Origin of the sequence: Streptomyces sp. NPDC002994, from assembly GCF_040611155.1 — a bacterium.
GTDB lineage: Bacteria > Actinomycetota > Actinomycetes > Streptomycetales > Streptomycetaceae > Streptomyces.
Genome location: NZ_JBEXNQ010000037.1, coordinates 45,617 through 71,085, shown reverse-complemented (window position 1 = coordinate 71,085; position 25,469 = coordinate 45,617). Strand labels below are relative to the sequence as shown.

Genomic DNA, 25,469 nt, shown 5'->3' with positions numbered 1-25,469 from the left:
TGCTCGACCTGGAGACGGGTGTTGACCTCCAGGAAGGAGATCGTGCCGTCGACACCGACGAGGAACTCGACGGTGCCGGCACCGACGTAACCGGCTTCCTTGAGGATGGCCTTCGACGCGCGGTACAGCTCCGCGTTCTGGGCCTCGCTCAGGAACGGCGCCGGGGCCTCCTCCACCAGCTTCTGGTGGCGGCGCTGCAACGAGCAGTCACGGGTCGAGACGACCACGACATTGCCGTGGGCGTCGGCCAGGCACTGCGTCTCGACGTGACGCGGCTTGTCGAGGTAGCGCTCGACGAAGCACTCGCCGCGCCCGAAGGCCGCGACGGCCTCGCGGACTGCGGAGTCGTACAGCTCCGGTACCTCTTCGAGCGTACGGGCGACCTTCAGGCCGCGGCCGCCACCGCCGAACGCCGCCTTGATGGCGATCGGCAGACCGTTCTGCTCGGCGAACGCGACGACCTCGTCGGCGCCGGAGACGGGGTCCGGCGTACCGGCGACGAGCGGGGCACCCGCGCGTTGCGCGATGTGCCGGGCCGCCACCTTGTCGCCGAGGTCACGGATGGCCTGCGGCGGCGGGCCGATCCAGGTCAGACCGGCGTCGAGCACGGCCTGGGCGAACTCGGCGTTCTCGGAAAGGAAGCCGTAGCCGGGGTGAACGGCATCAGCCCCCGAATCCTTGGCGGCCTGGAGCACCTTGGCCATGTCCAGGTAGCTGGCGGCCGGGGTGTCACCGCCCAGAGCGAACGCCTCGTCGGCCGCACGGACATGCAATGCGTCCCGGTCCGGATCGGCGTAGACGGCTACGCTCGCGATTCCGGCATCCCGGCAGGCCCGAGCAACGCGGACAGCGATTTCGCCTCGGTTGGCGATGAGCACCTTGCGCACGATTGGCTCCCTCCTTGAAACAAGCTGAGTTTAGGGACTACCGACACGGCCCTACGACCCATCCCCAATAGTGAGCTTGCCCACACGGAGCGTGATGCGAGGCTCGCGCGAGTCGCGAATTCCCTTGTCGCACCACGGTACGACGGGTTCCTCCACCGCACAGTAGCCCTCAGGTGTGGCGCAGGTCTCTGTCCGTCCGCCCAGCGGCGGGCGGGCTTTCTTTGTGGACTCTCTACGAACGGGCGATTGATTCTTTGCCGTGCGACCGGCGGTGTCCTACCCCTTGTACGGAGGATTACCCGTTAGTAGCGTTTGAGACGTCGGGTACGTACTTGGGGTAACAGCCGGAAGAGGGTGGGCGCCGTGGCGCGCAGACCGATAGCTGCTGTGGCTGCGGCCTTGCTGTTCGTCGAAGCCGTCGGGATCGTGTTCGTGCACTGGATCCTCGGCAAGGTCGTCAACAGTCAGTCGATGTCCCTCGCCGGCCTGGACTCCGACGTGATGTCCACGTCGACGTATCTGATGGGCGGCGGCTTCGGCCTCTACCTGGTGGCGTGCGGCGTCTTCCTGCTGCGCGCGGCGGTCTCGGACCGGCCGCCGGGCCGCCTCGGCCGGATCCTGCTGATCGCGTGTGCGGTGGTGCACGGGGTGCTCGGTGCGTTGTGCGTCGGGCTGGTCGGCTGGTCGGCGTTCGTGGCGATGATGGTCACCTTCGGCCTGGTCGTGCTGTCGGTCATCGCGTACGGGAAGCGGGACGAGGAGCGGGCCGGTGTTCCCGGTCCCGTGGACGCACCGCCGGCCGGGCCGCCGGAGAACGGGACTCCGGCGACGGCCTGACGGTTCGGTGCCACCGTCCTTTCGGATCACAACGCGAACCGGGGCGAGGCCTGGCTCAAGATCGCCGATGATGCCGAGGTCACGGACCACAGGTCGCTCAGCTCTTCGGTGAGCGCGGCGGTGAGGCGCCTTACGTCCTCGGGAGCCGAATCGTGCATCGCCTCCGCGATGATCAGCACACTGCTCGTCGAGTCACGGACGGCGGACGCGCCGCTCTGCCGGTTGGTCCAGCGCCGCGCGTGTGCCTGTCCGGCGTCGTCCGCGAAGATCACTTCACGGGGGTCGGGGCTCTCTGTCCCGCCGGAGAATGTCACGTACTTTTCGTCGCCGGTCGCACGGCGGACTTCCAAATTCCCTGAGATTTCCGAAACGTCGAATACGCCCACCGGAATCGCGAACGCGAGGGAGACGGCATTGCACACGTCGATCAGCGGATGAATCCGGGGCAGTGATCTCTCTTTCCTGAATCGCCGTAGCAGCGATTCGGAGGCGCAGCGGTACTGGGTCGGTTTGTGGCCCATCCTGGAAAAGGCGCGCCGCCAGGCCTGGATCTCGGGCAGTTCTCCTTCTGTGGAGTGAGTGAGCCGGGACTCCGCGAGCGCGTTGTATTTGGCGAGCGTACGGTCGACGGGGGCGTGCTTGGTGATTCCTTCGGCGCGGATGACCCCGGGGGCCAGCTCGGGGAAGTCGTGCCAGATATCGCTCGCGTGCTGGAAATACATCGAGTCTTCTTTCGTGGATCAGAGGAACGCGAGCCGGGCGCCGAGGGCCGCGAAGGCGCCCGCGAAGACCGTGCGCATCCAGGTCAGTACGCGGGGGCGCGACAGGACATGGCGCCGCATCGCGGCGGCGAACCGTCCGTAGGCGGCGAAGACGAGGAACGTCAGCAGCATGAATACGGCGCTCAACTCGGCCATGCGTACAAGGGCGTTCGGGTCGCCCGCGCTCACGAATTGAGGCAGGAACGCGAAGAAGAAGATCGTGAGTTTCGGGTTGAGGATGTTGATGAGAATTCCGGAGGTGATGACTTTCGCTGCCGAGCGGGGTTCGGTGTCCTTGTCCGCCGTGAGAGCGTTCTTGTCCCGCAGTGTGCTCCACGCCATGTAGAGGAGATAGGCGACGCCCAGGTATTTGAGAACCTGGAATGCGGTCGCGCTGGTGTGGAGGAGTGCGGCGAGGCTCGTGATCGCCGCCACCATGTGCGGAATGATGCCGAGCGTGCATCCGATCGCGGCGACGGCGCTCGCGCGGGCGCCGCGCGAAAGGCCGGCCGCCATCGTGTACAGCACGCCGGTGCCGGGTGTGGCGACGACAATCAAGGAAGTCAGTAAGAACTCGGTGTTCATGCTTTTACTTTCGCGTCACAATGGCCTCGTGAACAGGTCCATTGATGACGTCTCCGACCGGTCCATAACGGCCTCGTCCGGGTCGGACTTCCTTCAGCTGAACATCGCCGACGCGCCGGTCGGCGGGCTGTCGGACTGGCTGGCGCGCAGGCTCCGGGACGCGATAGCGGACGGCAGCCTTCCGGTGGGGAGCCGGTTGCCGGCCACCCGGGTGCTCGCCGCTGAACTGCGCGTATCGCGTGGTGTGGTGACCGAGGCGTACCAGCGCCTGACCGAGGACGGGCATGTCGCGGGGCGGGGAAGGGGCGGCACGGTGGTGGTGGCGGCGCCGGTCGCCGCCGCGCCTGTGCCGGCTGTCGGTTCGCCCGTGAGTGCGCCGTTCGCCGTAACGCCGCCCGGGGCGGACGTCTTCGACGCGTTGCGCGCCGCACCGGCGCGCATTGACCTCTCGCCCGGTGTGCCCGACCTGGCCGCGTTCCCGCGCGCGGCGTGGCTGCGCGCGGAACGCGCCGTACTGAAAGCGCTGTCGGCGTCCGATCTCGGGTACGGAGATCCGCGCGGCGCCCCGGAGTTGCGTCGTGCCGTGGCGAACTGGCTGGCCCGTAACCGTGGGATCAGGGTGGACGCGGGCGAGGTCCTCATCACGTCGGGCACCGCGCAGGGGCTGGGGCTGCTGGCGCGGGTGCTCAGGGACGACGGGATTTCGGCGATGGCGGTGGAGGACCCCGGCTCGCTCGGCGCGCGGCAGCATCTGCACAACCGGCAGCTGGAGACCCCGCCGGTCACGGTCGACGCGGAGGGTGTACGGGTCGACGAACTGCGCGCCACCGGTGCGCGGGCGGTTCTGCTCACCCCGGCGCACCAGTTTCCGACCGGGGTGGTGCTCGGCGGCGTACGGCGCCGGGAGCTGATGCGGTGGGCGGGGGAGGGCGGGCTGATCGTCGAGGACGACTACGACGCCGAGCACCGCTACGACCGGCCGCCGGTGCCCGCGCTGCGGTCGGTGCTCCCGGAGCAGGTCTGCTACGCGGGGAGCGTGTCGAAGCTGCTCGCGCCCGCGCTGCGGGTGGGGTGGATGCTGGCGCCGCCGAAGTACCGGGACGCGCTGGTGGACGCCAAGCGCTTCGCGGACCTCGGCAACGCGGTGCTGCCGCAGCTGGTGCTGGCGCGGCTGATGGAGTCGGGCGAGATGGAACGCCACCTGCGGCTTCTGCGCGGGCGGCACCGCCGGCGCCGGGACGCGATGATCGCGGCGATCGCGGAGCAGCTGCCGGGGGCGGTGGTGCACGGTGCGGCGGCGGGCCTGCACCTGATGATCACCTTCCCCGGCGCGCGATTCCCCGACACCGACTTGGCGGCGGCGGCGCTCGCGCGCGGCGTCAAGGCGCAGCCGCTCTCGTGGCACAGGCAGCGGGTCGGGCCTCCCGGTCTTGTACTCGGTTACGCCGCTACCTCGCCGGGCGGGATCGGGGAGGGGGTCGCGACGCTGGGCAGTGCGCTGGCCGTCATGCCCACAGGGCGGTGATCGGCGTACCGAGGTCGGCGAGGAGGCGGCGCAGCAGGGGCAGCGACAGGCCGATGACGTTGCCGGGGTCGCCGTCGATGCCGTCGATGAACGGGGCCGAGCGGCCGTCGAGGGTGAAGGCGCCGGCGACGTGGAGGGGTTCGCCGGTAGCGACGTACGCGGAGATCTCGGCGTCCGTCGGCTCGCCGAAGCGGACCGTGGTGGACGCGGTGGCGGAGGCGCGGCGGCCGGTGGCGGTGTCGATCACGCAGTGGCCGGTCTGGAGGATGCCGGAGCGGCCCCGCATGGACTTCCAGCGGGCGGTGGCGTCCTCGGCGTCGGCGGGCTTGCCAAGGGCTTGGCCGTCGAGTTCCAGTACGGAGTCGCAGCCGATGACGAGGGCGTCGGCGGCCTCGGGGCGGGCGGCGACGGACGCGGCCTTCGCCTCGGCCAGTACGAGCGCGAGCTCGCCCGGGGTGGGCGCGGTGATCGCGTCCTCGTCGACGCCACTGACGACCACCTCGGGAGCGAGCCCGGCCTGGCGCAGGAGCGCGAGGCGGGCGGGGGAGGCGGAGGCGAGGACGAGGCGGCGGCGCGGATCTGTCATGCGGTTCATCGTACGAGGCGCGGCTACTCCTGCCGGGCGGGCGGGGGCTTCGCCTGCGGCGCTTGCGGTGTGCGGTGCGCCTGCCGCGAGCGGCCTGCCCGGGTTGGCGGCTGCCGGCCTGCGGGGCGAGCCCCTGGTCCCGGCCGTCGGTTTTGGCTCTGCGGGCCGGTGGGTGGAGGGCCCGCCTGCGGCGGGCGGCTGCCCCACCCGGCCCGCCCGTTGGAGGGGGGCGGGTACGTGAGCGTCTCCGGTGGGTGGCTCGGGGCCGTTGGCGGCTGCCGGCCTGTGGGGCGGTCCCGTGCCCCGGGCGTTGGTTTCGTTGTGCGGGCCGGGGGTGGAGGGCTCGCCTGCGGCGGGCGGCCTGCCCCACCCTGCCCGCCCGTTGGAGGGGGGCCGGTACGTGAGCGTCTCCGGTGGGTGGCTCGGGGCCGTTGGCGGCTGCCGGCCTGTGGGGCGGTCCCCTGCCCCGGGCGTTGGTTTCGGTTGTGCGGGCCGGTGAGCGGAGGGCCCGCCTGCGGCAGGCGGCCTGCCCTCGCCCCGCCCGCTGGAGAGGCGCGAATACGTGGACGGTTCCGCTCATGAGTCCAGGCGGTGATCGACCCCGGTGATTAACGCCGCGCCGTCCTCGCCTTGATGTGCGCGGACACCGCGTCGTCCATCGCTTCGGGGATAAGCGCTCGGCCGCTGTTGAAAGCGGGCAGCGGTCGACTGCTCCCAAGACGAGGGGCATTGTCCAGGAGCAGGGCGATACCTTGCCGGATCAGCTCAGCTTTGCTGACACCGGTCGCGGCCGACTCTGCGTCCAGCCGGAGCTTCAGGTCCTCGGGAAGGTACACCGTCGTCTTCTTCATAGGCGCAGGGTGCCATGCATGGGGGGCTCGTCCCGGCCGGGTCAGTGGATGCCGAGTACAAACATCGCCAGCACCATCGCCAGCGCCAGCAGCACGCCCATGCGCCGGAGCATCGCCTGCGCCTCACGCAGCTCTTTCGGAGGCTCGTTCTCCGGGTCGGACCACAGCATGCCTTCGATCCTGCGGGCGCAACCGCTCCGCCGCCTGAGTACCTGTACTCAGGCGGGCCAGTACCAATGGACTAATTCCGCGTGAACGATCCCGCCCTCGCCGCAGCGAACGCCGCCGCCGCCGCCCGCACCGCGTCCGCCTCCACCAGCGGTTCCCGGCTCACCGCGAAGCGGTAGTACAGCGGTGCGGACACCGCACGGATCACCTCGCCCGCGTCCGTCCCGGCCGGGACCTCCCCCCGCCCCGCCGCCCGCTCCACGCACGGCGCCCACGCGCGGATGCGCGTCGCGTAGAAGCCGTTCAGCGCCCGCGCGCACTCTTCGTCGCACGCCGCCGCCGCGATGACCGCCTGGAAGACCGGGCCCATGCGCGGATCCGTGAGGGTCTCTCGTACGAGTTGGGCGTTGGCCAGCAGATCCCCCTCCAGCGAGCCGGTGTCGGCGGCGGGCACCGACTGCTCCGCCATGTCGCTCAGCAGGTCGGCGACTAGACCGGCCGACGAGCCCCAGCGGCGGTAGACCGTCGTCTTGCCGACGCCCGCGTGCGCCGCGACGCGGTCCAGGTTCAGGCCGTGGAAGCCGGCTTCGACAAGTGCTTCCTGGGTCGCTTCGAGCACCGCGGCGCGGACCTTGGCGGTCCGCCCGCCAGGGCGCACGGTCCCAGGCGTCAGGGAGGATGCGGCTCCCAAACGGGAATTCTGTTCCATTAGGCGCTCCGAGTCTGGTACGTTCCTCGCATCTTAACGGAACTTGCTTCCCATTAGGGAAAGGTTGGTTGCTGTCATGAACGCCACGCCCGCCCGCCGCCGAATCGCCGCCCCCGTCGTCGCGTCCGCCCTCGCCCTCGGGCTTCTCGGCGCCGCGCAGCCGTCGTCCCCCTCCGCGCAGCACGCCGCCGCCGCCCGCTGGACCGCCGCCTGGGGCGCGTCCCCGCAGCTGCCCAGCACCGGCTTCACTCCCAACTGGTCCCAGGAGGGGTTCTCCCGCCAGACCGTCCGCCAGGTCGTCCGCGTCACCGGCTCCGGCGAGCAGGCCCGTATCCGCCTCTCCAACGCCTACGGAACCTCTCCGCTCACGATCACCGGCGCCACCATCGCCCGTACCGCACACGGGAAGGGCGCCGCCGTCGAGGCCGGCAGCGTCCGCCACCTGACCTTCTCCGGCAAGCGGTCCGTCGAAATCCCCGCTCGCGGCGAGCTGCGCAGCGACGCCGCCCGGCTGCCCGTGGACCGGCTGGAGTCCGTCACCGTCACCCTCTATCTCGCCGGCACCACCGGTCCCGCCACCTTCCACTCCCAGGCCTGGGCCGACACCTACCGCGCCGAGGGCGACCACCGCGCCGACGCGTCCGGCGCCGCCTTCACCGACACCACCCAGTCCTGGTACTACCTCTCCGGCGTCGAGGTCGGCGGAGCCAAGCCCCGCAGGAAGGACGGCATCGTCCTCTTCGGCGACTCCATCACCGACAGCTTCGGGTCGACGCCGAACGCCAACCGCCGCTACTCCGACGCCCTCGCCGAGCGCACCGGCCGCCCCGTCGTCAACCACGGCATCGGCGGAAACCTCGTCCTCAACGACTCCGCGTGGTACGGCGAACGCGCCACCGCCCGCTTCGGCCGCGACGCCCTCGACCAGCCCGGCGTCTCCACCGTCGTCGTACTCGAAGGCCTCAACGACATCGGCTTCAGTGAGGCGAAGAACCAGCCCACCTACAAGCCGTCGCCCGTCGTCTCCTCCGCCGAGCTCATCACCGGCTACCGCAAGCTGATCCGCGCCGCCCACGCCAAGGGACTGCGGGTCGTCGGTTCGACCCTGCTGCCGCTCAAGGGGTCCGACCACTGGGGCGAGCACGCGGCGCGGGTCAGCGACGAGGTGAATCACTGGATCCGTACGTCGGGCGAATTCGACGCGTACGCCGACTTCGACAAGGCGCTCGCCGCCCCGGGCGACCCCGACCGCCTGAACCCGGCGTACGACTACGGGGACGCGCTGCATCCCAACGACGCGGGCTACCGGCTGATGGCGAAAACCGTCGCCGAGGTCCTCTAGCCGGCATGCCGAAGGCCGGACCCTTTCGCGGGTCCGGCCTTCGTGTGGTCTGCCTAGCCCGGCCAGTACGTCCGGCCCCACGCCGTCGGCCCCGGCTGCGGCAGCCGGTGCCGCGCGACCCTGGCCGGGTCCGACCAGGCGGTCGGCGGTTCCTCCACGCCGGACGGCGAGCCCGCCGCCGCGGCGCGTGCCTGGACCACCGCGAGAGCGGCGGCCAGCTCCTCCGGGGTCGGGTTGCCCCGTATGACCTTGATCATCGTCAGCGGCCCTTCCTAGAGCGGGATGTTGCCGTGCTTCTTCGGAGGGAGAGATTCCCGCTTCGTACGGAGCTGACGCAGGCCGCGCACGATGTGCCGGCGCGTCTCCGACGGCATGATCACCGCGTCGACGTAGCCACGCTCGGCGGCGACGTAAGGATTCAGCAGCGTGTTCTCGTAGTCGGCGATCAGCTCCGCGCGGGTCGCCTCCGGGTCGTCGGCGGCGGCGATCGTACGGCGGTGCAGGATGTTCACCGCGCCCTGCGCGCCCATCACCGCGATCTGCGCGGTCGGCCACGCCAGGTTCAGGTCCGCGCCAAGGTGCTTGGAGCCCATGACGTCGTACGCGCCGCCGAACGCCTTGCGCGTGATGACGGTGATGAGCGGGACCGTCGCCTCCGCGTACGCGTAGATCAGCTTGGCGCCGCGCCGGATGATGCCGCCGTACTCCTGGTCCACGCCCGGCAGGAAGCCCGGCACGTCCACGAAGGTCAGGACGGGGACGTTGAAGGCGTCGCAGGTACGGACGAAGCGCGCGGCCTTCTCGGAGGCGTTGATGTCGAGGCAGCCGGCGAACTGCATCGGCTGGTTGGCGACGATGCCGACCGGGTGGCCCTCGACCCGCCCGAAGCCGGTGACGATGTTCGGCGCGAAGAGCGCCTGCGTCTCCAGGAACTCGCCGTCGTCCAGTACGTGCTCGATGGCCGTGTGCATGTCGTACGGCTGGTTCGCGCTGTCCGGGATGAGGGTGTCGAGCTCGCGATCCTCGTCGGACGTCGCCAGGTCCGCCTCCTCCGGGAAGGCCGGCGGCTCGCTGAGATTGTTCGAGGGGAGGTACGACAGGAGCGACTTGACGTAGTCGATCGCGTCCTTCTCGTCGCCCGCCATGTGATGCGCGACACCGGAGGTGGTGTTGTGGGTGCGGGCGCCGCCGAGCTCCTCGAAGCCGACGTCCTCACCCGTGACCGTCTTGATGACGTCCGGGCCGGTGATGAACATGTGCGAGGTCTGGTCGACCATCACCGTGAAGTCGGTGATCGCGGGCGAGTAGACCGCGCCGCCGGCGCACGGGCCGACGATCAGCGAAATCTGCGGTACGACGCCCGAGGCGTGCACATTGCGGCGGAAGATCTCGGCGAACAGGCCGAGCGCGACCACACCCTCCTGGATGCGCGCGCCGCCGCCGTCGTTGATGCCGACGACCGGGCAGCCGGTCTTCAGCGCGAAGTCCATGACCTTGACGATCTTCTCGCCGTAGACCTCGCCGAGCGACCCGCCGAAGATGGTGAAGTCCTGCGAATAGACGCAGACCGGGCGGCCGTCGACCGTGCCGTAGCCGGTGACGACTCCGTCGCCGTACGGGCGGTTCTTCTCAATGCCGAAGTTCGTCGAGCGGTGCCGGGCGAACTCGTCGAGCTCGACGAACGACCCCTCGTCCATGAGCAGGTCGATCCGCTCACGCGCCGTCAGTTTTCCCTTGGCGTGCTGCTTTTCGACCGCGCGCGCGGAGCCGGCGTGCGTGGCTTCGTCGATACGGCGCTGCAAGTCCGCGATCTTGCCCGCGGTCGTATGACTGTGTGCATCGGAGTTGGCAGTCTCGGGCTCGGACATCGGGTTGCGGCTCCCTGCCTGGTCAGCGGACGGCTACTGGCACGTAGCGTAGCGGCGCGTGTGCCGCTCGGCAGTGCGTCGTTTGCCACACCTACGCTGGGTTGCATGACGCCTCCCGATGCTTCAGACCACCGCTGGTCCGACCTCGACCGGCCGCCGCTCAGCGTCCCCGCGCTGCGCCGCGCACTGGTGCGACCGGGCGGCCTGTGGACGTCCCTGGACGTCGTCCCCTCCGTCGGATCCACCAATACCGACCTCGCCCGGCGGGCCGGGGACCTGCCCGAAGGCGCGGTGCTCGTCGCCGAGGAGCAGACCGAGGGCCGCGGGCGCCTCGACCGGCGCTGGTCGGCGCCCGCACGCTCCGGGCTCTTCTTCTCCGTACTGCTGAAGCCCACCGAGGTGCCGGTCGAGAAGTGGGGCTGGCTGCCGCTGCTCGTCGGCGTCTCGGTGGCGAGCGCGCTGTCCAAGTCCGCCGGCGTCGATACGGCGCTCAAGTGGCCCAACGACCTCCTGGTGACCGTCGGTGGCGAGGAACGCAAGGCCGGCGGCATCCTCGCCGAGCGGGCGGCGGACGGCGTCGTGGTGGGAATCGGCATCAACGTCACCCTGACCGAGAAGGAGCTGCCGATCCCCGGCGCCGGGTCGCTCGCGCTCGCGGGAGCGGTCTCGACGGACCGCGATCCGCTGCTGCGGTCGGTGCTGCGTTCGCTCGGTCAGTGGTACGGCGACTGGCGGGCGTCCGGCGGCGATCCGGCGGCCAGCCGCCTCCAGGAGGCGTACGCGGCGGGCTGCGCCACGCTCGGCCGAACGGTACGGGCCGAGCTGCCCGGCGGCCGGTCGGTGACCGGCGAGGCGGTGGCCATCGACGGCCACGGGAGGCTGGTGCTGGCGACCGCCGAGGGGGTTCAGCAGCCGGTGGGAGCAGGTGACGTCGTACACCTCAGGCCGGGGGCGAGTACAGAGGAGACGCGCGGGACGGGGGAGTGAGCTAGGGCACACCTGCCGTATCGTTGAGGCGATCCGCGACGGATCGGTGCGACAGACGATCGGCAGGACACAGGGCAGTGCGCAGGGAACGGGCAGGAGGCGGTAGGTGACCGTCGACGACGCGGGGTCCTCCGCGGGTGCGCGGCCGGACCCGGGTACGAGCCCGGAGCCGGGTGCGGCTGCGCCGTCCGGTTCCGGTGCGGGTGAGGAGTCCTCTGTGGGTGCGGCAGCCCCGTCGGGCCGCGGCGCGGACCTGTCCGCCGCCGGGGAAGACCCCCACGAGAGCGAAAACGAGACCGAGCACGAGACCGGCCCCGGCGCGGTCGCGAAGCCGTACTCGGGGCCCGGTGAGTCGCACGGGCGCGAGGCGCCTGGCGACGCCGGGGGCGGTGCGGAAGCGGGTGCGGGCTCCGGCTCCGGGGAGCGCTCCGGGCATGAAGGCTCGGGACGCGAAGGCTCCGGTTCGGGTACGCCGAAGGGCCGCATTCCCGCGTCGCAGGCGGATTCGCCTGGCGAGGCCGCGCCGTCTTCCGGTCCGAAGGCCGGCGCGGGCCAGGGACAAGGCACAGGCCCCGGGCACGGGGTGCTGCGGGCGGACGGGACCGAGAGCGGGGTGCCCGCGGCCGTGGAGCCTTCGCCGTACCCCACCCCTCACCACGCCGTCGACCACACGGCCGAGCCGACCGACGATCCGCTCGCCATCCGCCTCGAACAGCTGATCCTCGGCGCCGAGCGCCGCTACACCCCCTTTCAGGCCGCCCGTACGGCCGGTGTCTCCATGGACCTCGCCTCCCGCTTCTGGCGGGCCATGGGCTTCGCCGACATCGGGCAGGCCAAGGCCCTGACCGAGGCCGACGTCCTCGCCCTGCGGCGGCTCGCCGGTCTCGTCGAGGCCGGGCTGCTCAGCGAGCCGATGGCGGTGCAGGTCGCCCGGTCCACCGGGCAGACGACCGCCCGGCTGGCGGAATGGCAGATCGATTCCTTCCTGGAGGGGCTGACCGAGCCGCCCGAGCCCGGCATGACCCGTACCGAAGTCACGTATCCGCTGGTCGAGCTGCTCCTCCCCGAGCTGGAGGAGTTCCTGCGTTACGTCTGGCGGCGCCAGCTCGCCGCCGCGACCGGCCGGGTCGTCCAGGCCGCCGACGACGAGGAAATGGTCGACCGGCGGCTTGCGGTCGGCTTCGCGGACCTCGTCGGGTTCACTCGGCTGACGCGGCGGCTGGAAGAGGAGGAGCTGGGCGAGCTGGTCGAGGCGTTCGAGACGACCTGCGCGGACCTTGTCGCGGCGCACGGCGGCCGGCTCATCAAGACCCTCGGCGACGAAGTCCTCTACGCGGCCGACGACGCGGGCACCGCGGCGGAGATCGCGCTGCGGCTCATCGAGACCATGGCCGCCGACCAGACGATGCCGGCCCTGCGCGTGGGCATCGCCTTCGGCACGGTCACCACCCGCATGGGCGATGTCTTCGGTACGACCGTGAACCTGGCCAGCAGGCTCACCTCGATAGCGCCGAAGGACGCGCTCCTGGTGGACGGGGCGCTCGCCGAGGAGCTGTCGCGGACCGGCGACGCGCCGGTCTCCGAGGCGGAGGCGGCGGCCGAGGCGGAGATGGCGGAGAAGGAGGGCGTCGCCCCGCCCTCGTACCGCTTCGCGCTCCAGCCGATGTGGCAGCGGCCGGTACGCGGGCTCGGCACGGTCGAGCCATGGCTTCTGACCCGGCGCCCCACCTAGGATCCTCCCGGTAACGATCGTTAACCGGGAGGGTGTGCGGCATGAGTGCGGAACAGCAGCGGTTCGGGGAGTTCGTCGGCGTACAGCGGCACGGGTACGTCGCCGAGCTGGTCCTCGACCGGCCCAAGGCGATGAACGCGGTGTCCACGGACATGGCCCGTTCCATCGCGGCGGCGTGCGACGCGCTGGGCGCGGACCCGCAGGTGCGGGTGACGGTGGTGACGTCCAGCAACGAGCGGGCGTTCTGCGTCGGCGCGGACCTCAAGGAGCGGAATGCGTTCACGGACGCCGAGCTGGTACGCCAGCGGCCGGTCGCCCGGGGTGCGTACACCGGCGTACTGGAGCTGCCCATGCCGACGATCGCCGCCGTACACGGCTTCGCGCTGGGCGGCGGCTTCGAGCTGGCGCTGGCCTGCGACCTGATCGTGGCCGACCGTACGGCGGTGGTCGGGCTGCCCGAGGTGTCGGTGGGCGTCATTCCGGGCGGCGGCGGTACGCAGCTGCTGCCTCGGCGGGTCGGGGCGGCGCGGGCGGCGGAGCTGGTGTTCACGGCGCGGCGGGTGGAAGCGGCGGAGGCGGCCGTGCTCGGGCTCGTCGACCAGCTGGTGGACGAGGGGCAGGACCGGGAGCAGGCGCTGGCGCTCGCTGCCCGGATCGCCGGGAACTCGCCGGTGGGGCTGCGGGCCGCGAAGCGGGCGATGCGACTCGGGCACGGGCTGGATCTGCGGGCCGGTCTTGAGGTCGAGGACGCGGCGTGGCGGTCGGTGGCCTTCTCGGGCGACCGCGCGGAGGGTGTGGCGGCGTTCAACGAGAAGCGCACGCCCCAGTGGCCGGGCGAATAGGCGAATAGACGAATAGGTGAATAGGCAAAAACCTCCCCAAACTCCCTAAGCTGGGGGAATGGCTGAGGATGCGCGGCTGCGGGCCGTGGTGACGCTGGCGCAGGCGATGGCGGCGGCGCACACCCCGCGTGAATCCTGGCGCGCGGCCGCTCTGGGGGCGAAGCAGGCGCTGGGGGGCAGTTTCGCGGCGGTTTCGGTGTGGGAACGCGAGCTGGGGCAGCTGCGGGTGCTGGTGAACGCGGGGGAGCGGGCGGCGGGGGAGGAGGAGTTCCCCGAGGGGGAGACCTATCCCGTACATCAGTTTCCGGAGATCGCGGAGTTCCTGCACGAGGAGTGGGCGGGCGGGGGCGAGCCCAACGCGTGGGTCGAGACGGCGGAGGGGGCCACCGGTGCGTCCGCCGGTGCGTCCGCCACCGGTTACTGCCATCAGCGGGTGGCGGCGCTGCGGCGGCGCGGGCGCGGGTCCTGCGTGGTCGCGCCGATCGTGCTGCGGGGGCAGGCGTGGGGCGAGCTGTATGTGGCGCGGCCGGCCGGGGCGCCGGTCTTCGACCGGTCCGACGCGGACTTCGCCACGGTGCTGGCGTCGGTGGTGGCGGCCGGCATCGCCCAGACGGAGCTGCTGGAGGAGGTCCGCAAGCTCGCGTTCACGGACCCGCTGACGGGGCTGGCGAACCGGCGGGCGGTCGACATAGGGCTCGACGAGGCGGTGGAGCGGCACCGGGAGTCGGGGACGGTCGTCAGTCTTGTGGTCTGCGACCTGAACGGGCTGAAGCGGGTGAACGACTCGCTCGGCCATGCGGTGGGCGACCGGCTGCTAGAACGTTTCGGCTCGGTCTTGTCGGTGTGCGGCGCGATGCTTCCGGGGGCGCTGGCGGCGCGGCTCGGGGGCGATGAGTTCTGCCTGCTCGCGGTCGGGCCGTCGTCGGACGCGGTGGTGAAGGTGGCCGAGGATCTGTGCGTACGGGCGGGCGGGATGGACCTGGGGGAGGGCGTCGCGTGCGGAGTCGCTTCGACGGGGGACCCGATCGGGCCGGTCCGTACCGCGCGCCGGCTCTTCCGGCTGGCCGACGCGGCGCAGTACCGGGCGAAGGCGGCGCGCTCTTTGAAGCCGGTGGTGGCGGGGCGGGACGGAGCGGTGGTCCGGCTCGCGGACGCGGTGCCGCCGGCTCCGCATGATCGGCGGGCTTTCCGGGGGCGGGACCCCGGGGAGGACGGGGGGTGAGGGGGAGTGGGTGCGGGTGGCGGGTGCGGCGGCGGTGCCTGCGGCGCTTTTCCCGACCCGCCCCTTCCCGCTGTGACATTTTGCGGCTCCGCAGCGTGGGGGCTCCGCCCCAGACCCCGCTCCTCAAACGCCGGAGGGGCTGAAGGGTGCTGCGTTGCGGCAACCATCCAGCCCGTCCGGCGATTGAGGACACGCCCGAAGGGTGTCCGGGGGGCTGGGGGCTTGCCCCCAGTTTCGGGAAGGGGCGGGTCGGGGAAATGCGCCGCAGGCAGGTGTAAGGGGTACCACCCCCGTCCACTAGTGACAGAGACGGATTCAGTCCGTAGGGTTCTGAATATGGATATGCACACAGTCGTGCTGGGGACGTCCGGGACGACCGCAGCGGACGTCATCGCCGTCGCCCGGGACAACGCCAGGGTCACGCTCTCCGACGAGGCCGTCGCCGCCCTCGCCGCCTCGCGCGAGATCGTCGACGCACTGGCCGCCAAGCCGGAGCCCGTCTACGGCGTCTCGACCGGATTCGGCGCCCTCGCCTCCCGGCACATCAGCCAGGATCTGCGCGCCCAGTTGCAGCGCAACATCGTCCGGTCGCACGCCGCCGGCATGGGCCCGCACGTCGAGCGCGAAGTCGTACGCGCGCTGATGTTCCTGCGGCTCAAGACCCTCGCCTCCGGCCACACCGGCGTACGCCCGCACGTCGCCCAGACCATGGCGGACCTCCTCAACGCCGGGATCACGCCCGTCGTCCACGAGTACGGTTCGCTCGGCTGCTCCGGCGACCTCGCGCCCCTCAGCCACTGCGCCCTCGCGCTCATGGGTGAGGGGGAGGCGGAGGGGCCCGACGGAGTCGTCCGGCCCGCCGGCGAGCTGCTCGCCGCGCACGGCATCGTTCCCGTCGAGCTCCGCGAGAAGGAAGGCCTAGCCCTCCTCAACGGCACCGACGGCATGCTCGGCATGCTGATCATGGCCATCGGTGACCTCAAGCGGCTCTACACCTCCGCCGACATCACCGCCGCCCTCAGCCTCGAAGCCCTCCTCGGCACCGACAAGGTCCTCGCCCCCGAGCTGCACGCCATACGCCCCCACCCCGGCCAGGGCGAATCCGCCGACAACATGCTCCGGGTTCTTGCCGGCTCCGGCCTCACCGGCCACCACCAGGACGACGCTCCCCGCGTCCAGGACGCCTACTCCGTGCGCTGCGCCCCCCAGGTCGCCGGCGCCGGGCGCGACACCATCGCGTACGCGCTGACCGTCGCCGAGCGGGAGCTCGCCTCGGCCGTCGACAACCCCGTCGTCCTGCCCGACGGCCGCGTCGAGTCCAACGGCAACTTCCACGGGGCGCCCGTCGCGTACGTACTCGACTTCCTGGCCATCGCCGCCGCCGACCTCGGCTCGATCTGCGAGCGCCGCACCGACCGGCTCCTCGACAAGAACCGGTCGCACGGCCTGCCGCCCTTCCTCGCCGACGACGCCGGCGTCGACTCGGGCCTGATGATCGCCCAGTACACGCAGGCCGCCCTGGTGAGCGAGATGAAGCGGCTCGCGTCGCCCGCCTCCGTCGACTCGATTCCGTCCTCCGCCATGCAGGAGGACCACGTCTCCATGGGCTGGTCGGCGGCGCGCAAGCTCCGCACCACCATCGACAACCTCACCCGGATCGTCGCCGTGGAGCTGTACACCGCCACGCGCGGCATCGAGCTGCGCGAGGGCCTCACGCCCGCGCCCGCCTCGCAGGCCGTCATCAAGGCCGTGCGGGAAGCGGGAGTCCAGGGCCCCGGCCCCGACCGCTACCTCGCGCCCGACCTCGCCGCCGCCGATGCCTTCGTACGGGCGGGCAGGCTCGTCGAGGCCGTCGAACCGGTGACAGGCCCGCTCGCGTAGTCGGAATCAGTCGGAGTCAGTCGGAACCCCAAGGGCCGTGCGTCAGATGATCTGGTGCGCGGCCCTTCGCATCGAGTACGCCAGGAAACCGGCGCCCAGGGTCAGGAAGGTCGTGCCGCCGATCAGGTACGGGGTCGTGTCCACGCTGCCCGTGTCGGCGAGCGCGAGATCGTGCGGGGCGCTCTCCCCGGGCGGCAGCTGTGACGGGGACTGTGGCTGCGTCGCGGGCTGAGGCTTCGCCTCCTTCTCCGCCGTCGCGTTGGCGGACGGGACGAACCACAGAGCACACAGCAGTGTGCCCGCAGCGGTGGCGGTCAGCAGCGGTCGGCGTGCGGACACGTAATCGATCCCCCTTGAGGCAACCGGGAATTGGCCGTCGGCCGTGTACGCCGATGCTAATGAAAGCAGCGGGTCGCAGGAAAGTCGCGGGAGCCCGAAGGCCTACGCTCCGACGCATGAACGCAACTGACACGTCACGCTTTGTCCGGCTCCAGGTCGAATTGGTGCTGGAAATTTCCGATCCCGAGACGCTCACCGGCGCCGCTCTCGCGCACGTAACGCAGGACACACATGCGGAGGACGTCGAACGTACGCATGCCGAGGCCGCAGTGAGGGAAGACGTCGCGGAGGCCCTCGCGCACCTCGTGGACCCGTTCGACCTGATCAGCGACGTACCCGGGGTGGAGCTCGCGCAGGCCTCTTGGAGCAGCGAGCGGATCGACTACAACCCCGACGCCCTGGAGTGGGACCTTGATGAGGACGACGATGAGGGCCCCGAGGGACCCGTGTAGCGCCTCGCGTAGCTTCTCCGGGGAGCCCGGCGAACAAAAGCGCGCCGCCGCCGCAACCGGCGGCGGCGTGGCTGCGTCGGTCACTGTGATCAGTGGTGTTCCCCACATTCCCCCCAGATGTGGAACGGACGAATCGGTACAGGTGTTTAGGACATTGGCAGGGTGATGCTGCCCAGCGGCTCTGCCCGGGGATTTTGTGGGGAATCGGCAACGATGGAGAAGCGTGTGATGACGGACAGCAAGCGGCGCAGGGGCCTTATGGCCGCGTCCGCACTGCTCGGCGGCGTTCTGGTGCTTTCGGCCTGTAGCGGCGGCGGCGACGGCGGCGACAAGGGCGGCAGCAGCGCCCAGAGCTCGGAGAAGTCGCAGGCCGAGGTCGACGAGGCGGCGGCCAAGGACACTTCCAAGGCCCGAATAGCGATCACCCCCAAGGGCGGCGCCGACAACGTCAGCATCAACCGCGGCACCAAGGTCACCGTCAGCGAGGGCAAGCTGACCGAGGTCACCATGACCTCGACGGACGGGACGGACGTGGCGGGCACCATCGCGGCCGACGGCAAGAGCTGGAAGCCGGACGGGCAGCTGAAGCGCTCGACGACGTACAAGATCTCGGCGACGGCGGCGGACTCCGAGGGCCGCGAGGCCCACGAGAACGGTTCCTTCACCACCGTCTCGCCGGACAACAGCTTCATCGGGAACTTCACGCCCGACGACGGCTCCAAGGTCGGCGTGGGCATGCCGGTGTCGATCAACTTCGACAAGCCGATCACCGACAAGGCCGCCGTCCAGAAGGGCATCACGGTCACGTCGAGCAGCGGCCAGGAAGTCGTCGGCCACTGGTTCAGCTCCCAGCGGCTCGACTTCCGCCCCCAGGAGTACTGGAAGGGCGGCTCGACGGTCACCATGAAGCTGGCTCTCGACGGCGTCGAGGGCGCCGAGGGCATCTACGGCGTCCAGGACAAGACCGTCACCTTCACGGTCGGCCGCAACCAGGTCAGCACCGTCGACGCCAAGGCCAAGACCATGACGGTCACGCAGGACGGCAAGACGATCAAGACCATCCCGATCTCCGCGGGCGCGCCCGAGAACCCGACGTACAACGGCCAGATGGTGATCTCCGAGAAGTTCAAGGAGACCCGGATGGACGGCTCGACCGTCGGCTTCACGAAGAAGGACGGCAAGGGCGAGTACGACATCAAGGACGTGCCGCACGCCATGCGGCTGTCCACCTCGGGCACGTTCATCCACGGCAACTACTGGGGCGCCGACTCGATCTTCGGCAGCGCCAACACCAGCCACGGCTGCGTGGGCCTGAACGACGCCAAGGGTGCGAACGACCCGAAGCAGCCCGGTGCGTGGTTCTTCAACAACTCGATCGTCGGTGACGTGGTCGTCGTCAAGAACTCCCCGGACAAGACCATCAAGCCGGACAACGGCCTCAACGGCTGGAACATGGACTGGGAGCAGTGGAAGGCCGGCTCCGCGGTCTGATCCGAGCGCCCTCCCCGCGTTCCGCACAGCAGCAGCAGTAGCAGGTACGGCGGGCGTCACCCCTCAACTCCGAGGGTGGCGCCCGCCGCTGCGTTCCCGGGTTCTCATGCGGCTCTCAGACCGGCCTTATCCAGCCATCACGAGCCGCCCATAGCTTCGCGTCATGTTCTTCACCTACCTCCGGCGCGAGCTGCGCCGCCGCAGAAAAGCGGCGTTCGTCGTCGCCTCAGGCCTTGCCCTCGGCATCGCGCTGGTCATCGTGGTCAGTTCGGTCTCCGCCGGCATGGGCCGCGCCCAGGACAAGGTCCTTCAATCGCTGTACGGCCTAGGGACCGACATGACGGTCACCAAGGCCGCGTCGCCGCCCGGCGAGAACGACACCAGCCGTAAACCGCGCTTCGAGTTCGACGCCAAGGACAGCGGCGACGACAAGGAGCAGAGCAGTGACCGGGTGATGGTGCAGGGCTTCCAGACCCTGGCGTCCTCCACGGTCGGCAAGGTCTCGGACCAGGACGGCGTCGCGGACGCGGTCGGCGGCCTGAACCTCCAGGTCCTCAAGGTCAGCGGCGAGTTCAAGCGCGGCGAAGTCGACAAGGCGCAGCCCGCGCAGCCGGGCGGACCCGGCGGCGCCGGTGGTGGCGGCACCGTGCGGGGTGGCGGCGCCGCGTTCGGCGTCGACTCCTTCTCCGTCTACGGAACCGACGTGAGCGAGCCCGCGCTCGGCCCGCTCACCTCCTCCGAGATCACCTCGGGGCGCACGTTCACCGAGGCCGAGACCAACGCGAAGGTCGCCGTCGTCGACAGCGCGTACGCGAAGGAGAAGAAGCTCAAGACCGGCAAGACGGTCACCATCTCCGGTACGAAGTACAAGGTCATCGGCATCGCGACGGCCGACAGCGGCGACGCCGCCGCGCATGTGTACGTCCCCCTCAAGCAGGCCCAGACCCTGGCCGACGCCAAGAACAAGGTCACCACCGTCTACGTCAGGGCCACCGACTCGCAGCGCATCGGCGACGTGAAGTCGGCCGTACAGAAGAACATCCCGGGTACGACCGTCACCACCTCCGCCGACCTCGCCGACACGGTCTCCGGGTCCCTCTCCACCGCGTCCGACCTCGCCACCAGCGTCGGCAAGTGGCTGTCGATCACGGTGCTCGTCGCCGCCTTCGTGGTGGCGGGGCTGCTCACCTCCTCGGCGGTCAGCCGCCGCGTACAGGAATTCGGCACGCTCAAGGCGCTCGGCTGGAAGAGCGGCCGCGTCACGCGGCAGGTCGTCGGCGAGGCCCTGGCCAACGGCCTGCTCGGCGGCGCGCTCGGAATCGCTGTGGGTGTCGGCGGCGCGTACCTCGTCACCGCGATCAGTCCCACGCTTACGGCGCAACTGGGCGGCGGGGGCGGTGGCAGCGGTGCCGCCGCCACCGTGACCGGCCCCGGCGGCGGTGGAGGACCGCTCCGGCAGGCATCCGGCAAGGCCGTCGAGATCGCGCTCACCGCGCCCGTCTCCCTCACCACCATCGGGCTCGCCGTCGCACTCGCCGTCGCGGGCGGGCTGATCGCGGGCGGCTTCGGCGGCTGGCGCGCCTCCAGGCTGCGGCCGGCCGACGCGCTGCGCCGCGTGGCCTGACGCCCCCGTACCTCTTCGTCTTCGTCTTCCTCTTCGTACAGCAGGAGTTGACCCCACCCATGTACCAGCTCAGCGGCGTCACCAAGCGCTACCGGCGCGGCAAGGAAACCATCGACGCGCTCGCGGGCGTCGATCTCACCATCGAGGACGGCGGGCGCCTCGTCATCCAGGGCCCCACCGGCGGCGGCAAATCCACCCTCCTCCAGATGCTCGGCGGCCTCGACCGGCCGACGGCGGGCAGCGTCGAACTCGACGGCGTCGACCTGGCCGCGCTGCCGGAGGCCCGGCTCACCAAGGTCCGCGCCGAGAGCATCGGCTTCGTCTTCCAGAGCTTCAACCTCATCCCCACCCTCACCGCCCACGAGAACGTCGAGACGGCGCTCGTACCGCTGGGCCTGAAGGCGGCGGCCCGGCGCGAACGCGCGGCGGAGGCACTGGAGTCCGTCGGCCTCGGCGAGCGCCTCACCCACCTGCCCGGCGAGATGTCCGGCGGCCAGCAGCAGCGCGTCGCGATCGCCCGCGCGCTCGTCAAGCGGCCCAAGGTGCTGCTCGCCGACGAGCCCACCGGCAACCTCGACGAGTCGATGCGCGACGAGATCATGGAGCTGCTGGAAGGGCTGTGGAAGGAACACGGGCTGACCTTCGTGATGGTCACCCACGACAGCGCCATCGCCCGCCGCGCACCGCGCCTCGCCACCATCCGCAAGGGCCGGGTCACGGTGACGGAGAACGCGACGGCCGCCTAGCGGCGGCGGGAGTGCGGAACTCGCGTGCGGGCCTCCGGGTCCGCGCGTACGTTCCTGTGCATGCCGATCACCGTGCGAACCCTGGACACGCCTCCCTCGGCCGCCGCCGTGGACGCCTGGCACGCCGTCGTCACCGCCGCCCACCGACACGACCTGCCCGCCGAGACCCCACCCCCGGGACGAGCCGAGACCGCCGGCAAGCTCCAAGTGCCCTCGGTGCACGGGCGCGTGGTCAGCTTCACCGCCACCGCGCTGGTACGCCCCGAAGCGCGGCGGCGGGGAGTCGGCGGCGCGCTGTGGGAAGCCGTGCGCGCCGAACTGGCCGCTGACGGCCGCACCTCCGTCGCCACCGAGCTCGAACTCGGCGGGGCGGGCGAGAAGTTCGCCGCCGCGCGTGGCTTCGAGAACGTACTGCCGATCACCTGGTACGTACAGGACACGTCCCTCCCGCGGCCGGACGGCGAACTCCCCACCGGGTACACCTTCACCACCTGGGAGGGCGTCGTACCCGACCACCTCGCCGACGCGTCCGCCACCGCCCACGGCGCCATGGACGACGCCCCCAGCGGCGACATGGACGAGGCGCCACCGGTCTGGAACGCCGACAAGGTACGCGCCGCCGCCCAGGTCATCCTCGACCGGGGCGGTGTGATGCTCACCGTGGCGGCCGTCGACTCGCGGGGCGGGGAGGACACCGTCGCGGCGTACACCGAACTGGTGCTGCGCGACCCGTCGGACGTACGCGCGCTCCAGTACGACACGGTGGTCGTCCCCGCCCACCGGGGCCGGGGGCTCGGCCGCGCCGTCAAGCTGCGAATGCTGCGGACGCTGGCTCAACAGCAGCCGCACGTACGGTGGATCGGCACCACGGTCGCCGACGAGAACCGGCCGATGCTCGCCGTCAACGAGGCACTCGGTTACGGGCGCGAGCGCGCCGCCGGAATCTTCCAGACGAAGATCTGACGACTCCCGCCAGATCTGAATGCCTCGGCTTCGTCAGCTCTCCGGCACCCACACGAAGCGGACGTCCGGCTCGCGCTCCTCGTTGCGCGAGCCGTCCGTCCGCTCGGCCTCGCGGAAGCCGTGCCGCTCGTAGAAGCGGTGTGCCGGCCCGTTGACCTGGAAGGTCCACAGCTCCAGGCCGCCGGGCGACCGTTCCTTCGCGAGCTGTACGAAGCGGTCCCCGATCCCGCGCCCTCGGTGCTCCGGCGCCAGGTACAGCTGCTCGATGCAGCCGGGCTCCAGCGCCATCATCCCGACCACGGCGCCGCCGCTCTCCGCCACCCACGTGTCCTGCTCCGGCACCACGACGTACCGGAAGAAGTCCCGCACCCCGTCGTCGCCGTGCGCCCGCTTCACCGTGGGCAGCGCGGCGTCGTACGACCGCAGCCACACCTCGGCCACGGCGGCGGCGTCGCCGGCACCGGCCGCCCGGCGCAGGGTCACTGGCGCGTCACTCATCGGCGTACCTCTGCGTTCACGTCCGTCCCCCAGCTCGCCAGCAGCCGCAGGGAGGCCTCCGACGGCGATCCGGGCTCCGCGTGGAAGGTGACCAGGGACTGCTCCGAGTCGTCGGGCAGCTTCAGCGTCTCGTACGCCAGCGTCAGTTCACCCACCAGTGGGTGGTGCAGCCGCTTGGTGCCGTGGCCCTTGTCCTTCACGTGGTGCGCGGCCCACAGGTTCCTGAACACCTCGCTCTTCACCGACAGCTCACCGACCAGCGCGGAGAGCAGCGGATCGTCCGGATGGCAGCCCGCGTCGAACCGCAGATAGCTGACGACCTCGCACGCCTTGAACTCCCAGTCGGCGTACACGTCCCGGAAGTTGTCGTCCAGGAAGACGAGACGGGCGAAGTTGCGTTCATCGGCGGGGAGCGCGGCGAAGTCGCCGAACAGCGCACGGGCGAGGCGGTTCCAGCCGAGGACATCGGTACGCCGCCCCACGACGTACGCGGGCACGCCGTCCATCGCGTCCATCAGCTGCTGGATCCCGGGCCGCAGGCGCTGCGGCCGCGTCGCCGAACGCTTTCGCTTCTGCGTCGGCTTGGCGAGGTGGGTGAGATGGTCGCGCTCGGCATCGGAGAGCCGCAGGGCGCGGGCGATCGCGTCCAGTACCCCCATGGACACGTTGCGGCCGTTGCCCTGCTCAAGGCGGGTGTAGTACGCCACCGAGACCCCCGCCAGCTGCGCCAGCTCCTCGCGGCGCAGACCGGGGACGCGGCGGTGCCTGCCGAAGTCGGGCAGGCCGACGTCCTCCGGCTTGAGCCGCGCACGGCGGAGGCGGAGGAACTCACTCAGTTCGGCGCGCTGGTCCATAACAATCAAGTATTACCCGTCGTACGACGGTGATCCTGTCCCCGCCAGTGGTATGCACAGCAGACGTACGTTCAACAGGGGGCTGGGTGGATCTGCGCAGCTCAGACAGCCTCTAGGCATGACCACTTCTCTTTCGTCCCAGTCTTCTGACTCCTCCGTCGCTTCCGTCGCTTCCGTCGCCGCATACGCCGCCCCTTCCGCGAAGGCACCGCTGGAGAAGATCTCCGTGCCGCGCCGCCCGGTCGGCGAGCACGACGTGCTGATCGAGATCAAGTACGCGGGCATCTGCCACTCCGACATCCACCAGGTCCGTGACGGCTGGGGCGAGGGCATCTACCCGATGGTCCCGGGTCACGAGATCGCCGGCATCGTCACGGAGGTCGGCCCCGGCGTCAGCAAGTACGCCGTCGGCGACCGGGTCGGCGTCGGCTGCTTCGTCGACTCCTGCCGGGAGTGCGAGGCCTGCCTCGCGGGCCAGGAGCAGCACTGCGCCAAGGGCATGACCGGTACGTACAACGCCCTCGACAAGAACGGCGAGCCGACCTACGGCGGCTACTCCACCCACCTCGTCGTCGACGAGAACTACGCCGTCCGCATCCCCGACGGCCTCTCGCTGGACGTCGCCGCCCCGCTGCTGTGCGCCGGCATCACCCTCTACTCGCCGCTCAGGCACTGGCAGGCGGGCCCCGGCAAGAAGGTCGCGATCCTGGGCCTGGGCGGCCTCGGGCACATGGGCGTCAAGATCGCGGACGCGCTGGGCGCCGAGGTGACCGTACTGAGCCAGAGCCTCCGCAAGAAGGAGGACGGGCTGAAGCTCGGCGCCGACCACTACTACGCGACCAGCGACCCGAAGACCTTCGAGGAACTGGCCGGCTCCTTCGACCTGATCGTCTCGACGGTCTCCGCGCCGCTGGACATGGACGCCTATCTCAGCCTGCTCAAGGTGGGCGGGGCCTTCGTGAACGTGGGCGCCCCCGAGGAGCCCAACTCGATCAACATGTTCTCGCTGATCGGCGGCAACAAGACGCTGGCCGGCTCGATGATCGGCGGTATCGCCGAGACGCAGGAAATGCTGGACTTCTGCGCGCGGCACGGGCTGGGCGCGGAGATCGAACTGATCCGCGCGGACCAGATCAACGAGGCGTACGAGCGGGTCCTGGCGAGCGATGTCCGCTACCGGTTCGTGATCGACACGGCGACGATCTGATCTGCGGTGATTAGGGCGATTAGGCCAAGGCCATCGGCGCCGCCCCCCCCCGACCCCCCTTACCTGAGCGGTAATCGACGGTGGTGGTGCTCCCCGGAAGGATGTGACTCGTCAGTGAGGACGAACGTCACTCGTCAATCCCCCGGGGAGGAACAGAACACCATGAGCGCATACGCCATCGGTCACCTGCGAGCCGCCGCCCAGCACGAGGACATCCTCACGTACATGGAGCGAATCCAGGCCACCCTCACCCCCTTCGCGGGCCACTTCCTCGTCCACGGGACGGAGGTGGAAGTCCTGGAAGGGGAGTGGCCCGGCTACCTGGTTGTCATCGGCTTCCCGGACATCGAGAAGGCGTGCGCCTGGTACGACTCCGAGGCCTACCAGGAGATCCTGCCGCTGCGTACGAGGCACATCACCGGCGACGTGATCCTGGCCGAGGGCGTCGCTCCCGGCTACGACGCGACGGACACGGCTGCGAGGATGCGGCAGCAGGCGGGATGACGGTCACT

Annotated in this window: 27 protein-coding genes; 15 read left to right on the top strand and 12 right to left on the bottom strand. The window is 70.7% G+C overall.

Annotated features, from left to right (window positions below; all coding sequences use genetic code 11):
- Positions 1–887: biotin carboxylase N-terminal domain-containing protein (locus ABZX79_RS34155; RefSeq protein WP_355266685.1), on the bottom strand; the 887-nt coding region annotated here is incomplete at its 3' end.
- A 363-nt stretch (positions 888–1,250) separates the two neighbouring features.
- On the opposite strand from ABZX79_RS34155, the gene ABZX79_RS34150 reads away from it, so the two are divergent.
- Positions 1,251–1,724, top strand: coding sequence for a hypothetical protein (locus ABZX79_RS34150; protein ID WP_355266682.1), 474 nt, complete (start codon positions 1,251–1,253; stop codon positions 1,722–1,724).
- A 26-nt stretch (positions 1,725–1,750) separates the two neighbouring features.
- Here the strand turns inward: ABZX79_RS34150 and ABZX79_RS34145 are convergent, their stop codons facing one another.
- Together ABZX79_RS34145 and ABZX79_RS34140 are read right to left on the bottom strand one after the other, a co-directional pair.
- Positions 1,751–2,446 carry a phenylalanine--tRNA ligase beta subunit-related protein gene (locus tag ABZX79_RS34145; RefSeq protein WP_355266679.1) on the bottom strand — a complete coding sequence of 232 codons (696 nt, stop codon included), beginning with the start codon at positions 2,444–2,446 and terminating at the stop codon, positions 1,751–1,753.
- An 18-nt stretch (positions 2,447–2,464) separates the two neighbouring features.
- Complete coding sequence (locus ABZX79_RS34140; RefSeq protein WP_355266676.1) at positions 2,465–3,070, bottom strand: LysE family translocator; 606 nt, start codon at positions 3,068–3,070, stop codon at positions 2,465–2,467.
- A 28-nt stretch (positions 3,071–3,098) separates the two neighbouring features.
- Between ABZX79_RS34140 and ABZX79_RS34135 the strand changes: the two genes are divergently transcribed.
- Positions 3,099–4,595 (top strand): PLP-dependent aminotransferase family protein, encoded by a 1,497-nt coding sequence (locus tag ABZX79_RS34135; RefSeq protein WP_355266673.1) that lies wholly within the window; start codon positions 3,099–3,101, stop codon positions 4,593–4,595.
- Here ABZX79_RS34135 and ABZX79_RS34130 read toward each other — a convergent pair.
- The 4 genes from ABZX79_RS34130 to ABZX79_RS34115 form a co-directional block, all read right to left on the bottom strand.
- Positions 4,576–5,181 carry a nucleoside triphosphate pyrophosphatase gene (locus ABZX79_RS34130; RefSeq protein WP_355266670.1) on the bottom strand — a complete coding sequence of 202 codons (606 nt, stop codon included), beginning with the start codon at positions 5,179–5,181 and terminating at the stop codon, positions 4,576–4,578. The two genes, ABZX79_RS34135 and ABZX79_RS34130, sit on opposite strands and share 20 nt — an antisense overlap.
- Positions 5,182–5,789: 608 nt before the next feature.
- Positions 5,790–6,032, bottom strand: a complete 243-nt coding sequence (locus ABZX79_RS34125) for a ribbon-helix-helix protein, CopG family (protein WP_355266667.1) — start codon at positions 6,030–6,032, stop codon at positions 5,790–5,792.
- Positions 6,033–6,073: 41 nt separating this feature from the next.
- A complete protein-coding gene (locus ABZX79_RS34120) occupies positions 6,074–6,202 on the bottom strand; it encodes a hypothetical protein (RefSeq protein ID WP_355266664.1) in 129 nt (42 codons plus the stop codon).
- A gap of 71 nt (positions 6,203–6,273) precedes the next feature.
- Complete coding sequence (locus ABZX79_RS34115; protein ID WP_355266661.1) at positions 6,274–6,909, bottom strand: TetR/AcrR family transcriptional regulator; 636 nt, start codon at positions 6,907–6,909, stop codon at positions 6,274–6,276.
- 76 nt (positions 6,910–6,985) lie between these two features.
- Between ABZX79_RS34115 and ABZX79_RS34110 the strand changes: the two genes are divergently transcribed.
- Complete coding sequence (locus ABZX79_RS34110; protein WP_355266659.1) at positions 6,986–8,251, top strand: GDSL-type esterase/lipase family protein; 1,266 nt, start codon at positions 6,986–6,988, stop codon at positions 8,249–8,251.
- 53 nt (positions 8,252–8,304) lie between these two features.
- On the opposite strand, the gene ABZX79_RS34105 is transcribed toward ABZX79_RS34110, so the two are convergent.
- Both ABZX79_RS34105 and ABZX79_RS34100 read right to left on the bottom strand, forming a co-directional pair.
- Positions 8,305–8,508 carry an acyl-CoA carboxylase subunit epsilon gene (locus tag ABZX79_RS34105; RefSeq protein ID WP_355266657.1) on the bottom strand — a complete coding sequence of 68 codons (204 nt, stop codon included), beginning with the start codon at positions 8,506–8,508 and terminating at the stop codon, positions 8,305–8,307.
- A 15-nt stretch (positions 8,509–8,523) separates the two neighbouring features.
- Positions 8,524–10,119: an acyl-CoA carboxylase subunit beta gene (locus ABZX79_RS34100; RefSeq protein ID WP_355266654.1), complete on the bottom strand. Its 1,596-nt coding sequence runs from the start codon at positions 10,117–10,119 to the stop codon at positions 8,524–8,526.
- A gap of 105 nt (positions 10,120–10,224) precedes the next feature.
- On the opposite strand from ABZX79_RS34100, the gene ABZX79_RS34095 reads away from it, so the two are divergent.
- The 5 genes from ABZX79_RS34095 to hutH all read left to right on the top strand — a co-directional run bounded on the left by ABZX79_RS34095 (position 10,225) and on the right by hutH (position 16,783).
- Positions 10,225–11,106 (top strand): biotin--[acetyl-CoA-carboxylase] ligase, encoded by an 882-nt coding sequence (locus ABZX79_RS34095; protein WP_355266651.1) that lies wholly within the window; start codon positions 10,225–10,227, stop codon positions 11,104–11,106.
- Positions 11,107–11,731: 625 nt separating this feature from the next.
- Complete coding sequence (locus ABZX79_RS34090) at positions 11,732–12,838, top strand: adenylate/guanylate cyclase domain-containing protein (RefSeq protein WP_355266691.1); 1,107 nt, start codon at positions 11,732–11,734, stop codon at positions 12,836–12,838.
- Positions 12,839–12,879: 41 nt separating this feature from the next.
- Entirely contained in the window at positions 12,880–13,680 is an 801-nt protein-coding gene (locus ABZX79_RS34085; protein WP_355266648.1) for an enoyl-CoA hydratase-related protein, read from the top strand.
- Positions 13,681–13,738: 58 nt separating this feature from the next.
- Positions 13,739–14,902 (top strand): sensor domain-containing diguanylate cyclase, encoded by a 1,164-nt coding sequence (locus ABZX79_RS34080; RefSeq protein WP_355266645.1) that lies wholly within the window; start codon positions 13,739–13,741, stop codon positions 14,900–14,902.
- Between the two features lie 336 nt (positions 14,903–15,238).
- Positions 15,239–16,783, top strand: coding sequence for a histidine ammonia-lyase (hutH, locus tag ABZX79_RS34075; RefSeq protein ID WP_355266642.1), 1,545 nt, complete (start codon positions 15,239–15,241; stop codon positions 16,781–16,783).
- A gap of 42 nt (positions 16,784–16,825) precedes the next feature.
- Here the strand turns inward: hutH and ABZX79_RS34070 are convergent, their stop codons facing one another.
- On the bottom strand, positions 16,826–17,122 hold the full coding sequence (locus ABZX79_RS34070) for a hypothetical protein (RefSeq protein WP_355266640.1): 297 nt from the start codon (positions 17,120–17,122) through the stop codon (positions 16,826–16,828).
- A gap of 116 nt (positions 17,123–17,238) precedes the next feature.
- Here ABZX79_RS34070 and ABZX79_RS34065 point away from each other — a divergent pair, with 116 nt between their 5' ends.
- From ABZX79_RS34065 to ABZX79_RS34045, 5 genes are all read left to right on the top strand, one after another.
- Positions 17,239–17,574, top strand: coding sequence for a hypothetical protein (locus tag ABZX79_RS34065; RefSeq protein WP_355266637.1), 336 nt, complete (start codon positions 17,239–17,241; stop codon positions 17,572–17,574).
- Positions 17,575–17,787: 213 nt separating this feature from the next.
- On the top strand, positions 17,788–19,065 hold the full coding sequence (locus ABZX79_RS34060; protein WP_355266635.1) for an Ig-like domain-containing protein: 1,278 nt from the start codon (positions 17,788–17,790) through the stop codon (positions 19,063–19,065).
- Positions 19,066–19,228: 163 nt separating this feature from the next.
- Positions 19,229–20,689: an ABC transporter permease gene (locus ABZX79_RS34055; protein ID WP_355266632.1), complete on the top strand. Its 1,461-nt coding sequence runs from the start codon at positions 19,229–19,231 to the stop codon at positions 20,687–20,689.
- A 59-nt stretch (positions 20,690–20,748) separates the two neighbouring features.
- Complete coding sequence (locus tag ABZX79_RS34050; protein WP_355266629.1) at positions 20,749–21,435, top strand: ABC transporter ATP-binding protein; 687 nt, start codon at positions 20,749–20,751, stop codon at positions 21,433–21,435.
- Between the two features lie 60 nt (positions 21,436–21,495).
- Entirely contained in the window at positions 21,496–22,398 is a 903-nt protein-coding gene (locus tag ABZX79_RS34045; protein ID WP_355266626.1) for a GNAT family N-acetyltransferase, read from the top strand.
- Between the two features lie 33 nt (positions 22,399–22,431).
- On the opposite strand, the gene ABZX79_RS34040 is transcribed toward ABZX79_RS34045, so the two are convergent.
- Together ABZX79_RS34040 and ABZX79_RS34035 are read right to left on the bottom strand one after the other, a co-directional pair.
- Positions 22,432–22,896 carry a GNAT family N-acetyltransferase gene (locus ABZX79_RS34040; protein WP_355266623.1) on the bottom strand — a complete coding sequence of 155 codons (465 nt, stop codon included), beginning with the start codon at positions 22,894–22,896 and terminating at the stop codon, positions 22,432–22,434.
- Positions 22,893–23,750 (bottom strand): helix-turn-helix transcriptional regulator, encoded by an 858-nt coding sequence (locus ABZX79_RS34035; protein WP_355266620.1) that lies wholly within the window; start codon positions 23,748–23,750, stop codon positions 22,893–22,895. Before ABZX79_RS34035 ends, ABZX79_RS34040 begins: the two co-directional genes overlap by 4 nt.
- A gap of 118 nt (positions 23,751–23,868) precedes the next feature.
- Between ABZX79_RS34035 and ABZX79_RS34030 the strand changes: the two genes are divergently transcribed.
- Together ABZX79_RS34030 and ABZX79_RS34025 are read left to right on the top strand one after the other, a co-directional pair.
- The gene (locus ABZX79_RS34030; RefSeq protein ID WP_355266617.1) at positions 23,869–24,957 is read left to right on the top strand and encodes an NAD(P)-dependent alcohol dehydrogenase; all 1,089 of its coding nucleotides are present in this window, start codon (positions 23,869–23,871) and stop codon (positions 24,955–24,957) included.
- A gap of 162 nt (positions 24,958–25,119) precedes the next feature.
- The gene (locus ABZX79_RS34025) at positions 25,120–25,461 is read left to right on the top strand and encodes a DUF1330 domain-containing protein (RefSeq protein WP_355266614.1); all 342 of its coding nucleotides are present in this window, start codon (positions 25,120–25,122) and stop codon (positions 25,459–25,461) included.
- The last annotated feature ends 8 nt before the right edge of the window (positions 25,462–25,469 follow it).